The following is a 4,757-nucleotide window of genomic DNA, read 5'->3' as shown; positions in this document are numbered from 1 at the left end:
GATGAGTGCTGCCTAACCTGAACGTTGGCTACCCCGCCCGTCGGCATAGAAGGCGGATCCAACCATGATACGCCACACCAATCTGCGTAGAAGGCGGAGTTCGTCCATCGTGTGGAACCGCCCCGCCCCGCCCAGATCAAGCCGCCCCGCCCTCACCTGGGCGGGGCGGTCGTTACGCCCGCCTCCGGCGCGCGCGGACGAGGGCCTCGTCGAGCGCCCACAGCGCGAGCCCGACGACCGCGAAGCCGGCGAGCGCCTCGGCCGGGCGCCAGATCACGAGCCCGCCCAGCACGCCGAGCACGGCGCCGAGGTACTTGATGTAGTTGAGCTGCTCGTTCGACGTCGACTTGAGGAGGTCCTCGAGCTGGCTCTCGTCGAAGCCGCGCGCGCGCTCCTGGATCATCGTGCGCACGTCGAAGCCCTCGACGAACGAGAGCACGGCGCGCGTGGCGATCTCCTCGATCTCGTCGGCCCGCGCCTCGACCTTGGCCGGGACGGCGTCGAGCGCCGTGTCGATCCGGTCGAGGAGCGGGGTGACGGCGCCCGGGAGCTCGTCGAGCGCGCGGTCGAGCCGGCGCTGGAAGTCGTCCTCGGCGAACGTCCGGTAGAGCCCGAGCGCCACCCCGCCCAGGCCGCGCCCGGCCGTCTCGACGCGCTGGAGCGCCAGCCGCGCCACCTCGCGGCGGACCGGCTCCGAGCCCAGCACCTCGCTCGCGTAGTCGGTCGCGAGGCCCTTGAGGTCGGCCCGGAAGCCCGGGTCCTCGACCGTCCCGCGGACGACGCCCAGCGCGAGGTCGCGGTAGCGCCCGATGACGCCGCTCTCCTGGATCTTCTGCTTGATGATGTCGGCGTTGATGAGCTCGCGCGAGATGGCCTCGCTCAGCCGGTAGATCACGCGCTCGCGCTGGGCCGGGATGAGCCCCTGCGGCACGATGGCCCGCTTCTCGCGCGGCTGGAACAGCATGGTGATCGCCAGCCAGTTCGTCGCGAACCCGATCAGCCCGCTCACCGAGAGCACGCGGAGCAGGCTGCCCTCGACGTCCCACAGGAAGCTGGCCGCGAACACGACGGCGAGGAGCCACGGCACCACGCGGAGGACGGGGATCAGCTGCCCGACGCGGCCGACCATCCGCGGCGGCCCGGCGTCCGGGCGGGGCGGGGCGGCCTCGGGCTGCGGCACGTGCGCGCGCCCGTAGCGGAGGACGAGCTGGACGAACTCGCGGCCGCGGCTCCGCGTGGCCTCCTTGGCCGAGTCGACGACGTCGCGGGGGGGCGCGAGCCGACCGCCCCGCCCCGCGCCCGCCGGTGGGGCGGGCTCCGGCTCGGCGCGCCGCGGCTCCGCCCCGCCCTCCAGCCCCGGCGAGAGGTCGGGCTGCGCGGGGTCGGGCGCGATGGGCGGGGCGGGGGAGAAGGGGTCGGGGACGGCCGGCGGCGGCACGAGCGGCTCGTTGGGGACCGCGTCCAGGTCCTCGTCCGGCGGCGGCTCCGGCTCGGCCGGCGGCGGCTCGTCCGCGGCCTCCTGGACCGGCTCGGCCGGGGGCGGGGCGGCCTGAAGCGGCTCGGCCCGGGGCGGCTCGGCCGGAGCCGCCGGGGGCGGGGCGGTCGGGGCGGTCGCGCGGGGCGGGGCGCCGAAGGTGTCCGGCTCGGCGTCGGGCTCGGCGTCGGCGCGGGCGGCGGCGTCGAGGTCGTCGGGCTCGAGGTCGTCGAGGTCGATGACGCCCGGCACGGGGACGAAGCGGCGGGGGCCTTGCGGCCAGGAGTCGGACATGGGCGGGCGGGGTGGGGCGGCGTCGGGGGCAGCGGCGGGGGCTCCTACGCGAACCCGAGGCGCGAGGCTTCCCGGCGCATCCCGTCGATCACGATCTGGACAAGGTCGCTCAGGTCGAGGCCCAGCTCCTCCGCCCCCTGGCGGATGTCGTCGCGGCTGACGGCGGCGGCGAACCGCTTGTCCTTCAGCTTTTTCATCACCGACCGCGGCGTCATCCCCTCCAACCCGCCCGGGCGGACGTGGGCGACGGCCGTGACGAACCCGCTCAGCTCGTCGGCGGCGAAGAGCGCCTTCGCCATGTCGCTCTCGCGGGGAACGCCGAGGTAGGGCGCGTGCCCGAGGATCGCTGTGCGCACGGCCTCGGGGTACCCGCGCCGCTCCAACTCCGCCACGCCGACTTCGGGGTGCTCCTCGGGGGCGGGGTGGCGCTCGTAGTCGAGGTCGTGGAGGAGCCCGGCGATCCGCCACGTCTCGACGTCGGCGCCTTGCCGCCGCGCGAGCTCGGCCATCGACGCCTCGACGGCGTAGCCGTGGCGCCGGAGGCTCTCGGTCTGGGTCCACTCGTGGAAAAGGGCGAGGGCGTCCGAATAGCTGGGCACGGGGAACGGGGGAACGAGGAACGGGCAGGAGGAGCGGGGCGGCCAGAGCCGACCGCCCCGCCCCCAAGAGGGTACCGCCGCTCGGGGGGAAGCGGTGGCGTACGACGAGGGGCTCCTCTGCCCGTCCCCTATTCCCCGCCCCCCGTTCCCGCGAGCGAAGCGAGCCCCGGCCCGCCGTAGCGCTCGAACCACGCGAGGATGTAGCCCACCTTCCGCATGAGCCCGCTCGGCCGCGCCGCGATCCCGTGCGCCGCGCCCGGCACGCGGACGAGCGCCGACGGGACCCGCTCGATCTGGAGCGCCTGGTAGTACTGCTCCGACTCCGACATCGGCGTCCGCGTGTCGTCCTCGCCCGTCAGCACCATCGTGGGCGTGGTCACGTTGCCGACGTAGGCGAGCGGCGAGCGGTCCCAGTAGGCGTCGGGGGCCTCCCAGGGGAGCGTGTCGAACCAGTACTTGGCCCCGAACGGGTACATGTCAGCGGTCAGGAGCCAACTCGCCCAGTTGATGACCGGCTTCGCCACGACGGCCGCCGCGAAGCGGTCGGTGTGGCCGACGATCCACGCCGTCAGCACGCCGCCGCCCGAGCCGCCCGTCACGTAGAGCCGGTCCGGATCGACGGTGCCGCGCGCGACGAGCGCGTCGACGCCGCTCATCAGGTCGTCGTAGTCCTGGCTGGGGTAGTTGTTGTGGATGAGGTTGCCGAAGTCCTCGCCGTAGCTCGTCGACCCGCGCGGGTTCGTGTAGAGGACGACGTAGCCGGCGGCGGCGTAGAGCTGGGCCTCCATGGAGAACCGCGGGCCGTAGTTGGCGAACGGCCCGCCGTGGATCTCCAAGATCAGCGGGTACCGCCGCGACGCGTCGAAGTCGGGCGGGGTGAGGACCCACCCCTCGATCTCGCGGCCGTCGGCCGACGACGCGAACGTGATCTCCTCGACGGCGCCCGGCCGCTTGGTGGCAAACAGGTCGCCGTTGAGGTCCGTCAGCCGCTCGACCACCCCGCCCTCGAGCGGGACAACGGCGACGTCGGCGGGGTGGCTCGGATCGGTCATCGTGAACGCGACGCGCCCGCCGCCGACCGAGAAGGAGCCGCCGCCGTAGGGCCGCCCGATCGACGTGCCGCCTACGTCGGACGCGATCTCGCGGGGGCCGCCCCGCCCGTCGGCGCGGGCGGCGGCGAGCCGCGTCGTGCCCTCGTCGTCGTACTGGAAGACGATCTCGTCGCCGCTCCACGTCGGGTCCTGCACGTCGCGGTCGAGGGCGGGGAGGAGCCGGCGCGGCGTGCCCCCGTCGAGGTCCATGACGTAGAGGTGCGACACCTGGTAGCCCAGCCCGCGGTCGTCGGTCCCGACGTAGGCGAGGCGCCGGCCGTCCGGGCTCACGGCCGGCTGCCCGTCCGGCCCCACGCGGTCGGTGAGCGCCGTGAGCGCGCCCGTCCGCAGGTCGACGCGGTAGAGCTCGGAGTTGCCCGGGTCGAACTCGGCGCCGTCGCGGCGGTCGGCCGAGACAACGAGGGCCGCGCCGTCGGGCGTCCACGCCGGCGTCCCGCCGTGGTCGTACGGCCCGCGCGTGACCTGGCGCGGCGTCCCGCCCTCGGCCGGCACCACAAAGACGTGGACGTTCCCGGGCGTCGTGAAGCCCTGCCCGTCCTGCCGGTAGATCACCGACTCGATCACGCGCGGGGCCTCGGCCCACTCGGCGCCCTCGGGCGGGGCGGGGAGCGTGGCGAGCGGCGTGGCCTCCCCCTCGACAAACCGCGTGAACGCGATCTGCGTCCCGTCCGGCGACCACGCCACCCCGCCCGGCGCCGTCTCCAGGCGGGCAACGGGGACCGTCGCGCCGGTTTCGAGGTAGCGGACCACGAGGTGCCGCCGGTCCTCGTCGGCGTCCCGAGCCACGTAGGCGAGCCGCGTCCCGTCCGGCGACCACCGCGGCGACGACGCGTCGACGCCGGTCACGAGCGGCCGGTGGTCCTGGCCGTCCGCGCCCACGGCCCACAAGTCGCCGCGGACGCGGTCGGTCTGCACGTCGAGCCGGTTCCGGCGGTAGACGACCGTCCGCCCGTCGGGCGAGACCTGGGGGTCCGACGCGTACTCGAGCTCGAACACGTCCATGAGCCCGAGCCGTCCCGCCCCGCTCGCGCCCGTCGTTGGCGGGGCGGTCTGAGCCACGGCGAGGGCGGGGAGGAGGACGAGGAGAGCAGCAAGGGCGGGGCGGCGCATCGGGTGGGGCGGGGTGGGGTCCCCGATGGTACGGCCGCCCCGCCCTCACCGGCGGGCACCTGTAGAGACACGACGTGTCGTATCCGGCGCGACGCACCCAACGGGCGGGGCGGTCCGGGATACGCCGCCGCCGCCCCGCCCGGTGCCGCCCCGCCCGGTGCCGCCCCG

The 4,757-nt window shown here is 75.1% G+C and carries 3 protein-coding genes; all 3 read right to left on the bottom strand.

The features are described 5' to 3' along the window. Window positions 1–172: 172 nt before the first annotated feature. The gene (locus tag RM540_RS16045) at window positions 173–1,768 is read right to left on the bottom strand and encodes a DUF445 domain-containing protein (RefSeq protein WP_311665993.1); all 1,596 of its coding nucleotides are present in this window, start codon (window positions 1,766–1,768) and stop codon (window positions 173–175) included. A gap of 44 nt (window positions 1,769–1,812) precedes the next feature. After that, window positions 1,813–2,367, bottom strand: coding sequence for an HDIG domain-containing metalloprotein (locus RM540_RS16040; protein ID WP_311665991.1), 555 nt, complete (start codon window positions 2,365–2,367; stop codon window positions 1,813–1,815). Between the two features lie 128 nt (window positions 2,368–2,495). After that, window positions 2,496–4,589, bottom strand: coding sequence for a S9 family peptidase (locus RM540_RS16035; RefSeq protein ID WP_311665989.1), 2,094 nt, complete (start codon window positions 4,587–4,589; stop codon window positions 2,496–2,498). Window positions 4,590–4,757 lie beyond the last annotated feature (168 nt).

Origin of the sequence: Rubrivirga litoralis, from assembly GCF_031846415.1 — a bacterium.
GTDB classification, from domain to species: domain Bacteria; phylum Bacteroidota; class Rhodothermia; order Rhodothermales; family Rubricoccaceae; genus Rubrivirga; species Rubrivirga litoralis.
The sequence above is the reverse complement of the archived record's forward strand: the minus strand, read 5'-3'. Positions and strand labels throughout refer to the sequence as shown.

Excerpts from the sequence above, each read along its gene's own strand:
- RM540_RS16045 (WP_311665993.1), bottom strand. The coding sequence starts at position 1,768 with ATGTCCGACTCCTGGCCGCAAGGCCCCCGCCGCTTCGTCCCCGTGCCG.
- RM540_RS16035 (WP_311665989.1), bottom strand. The coding sequence starts at position 4,589 with ATGCGCCGCCCCGCCCTTGCTGCTCTCCTCGTCCTCCTCCCCGCCCTC.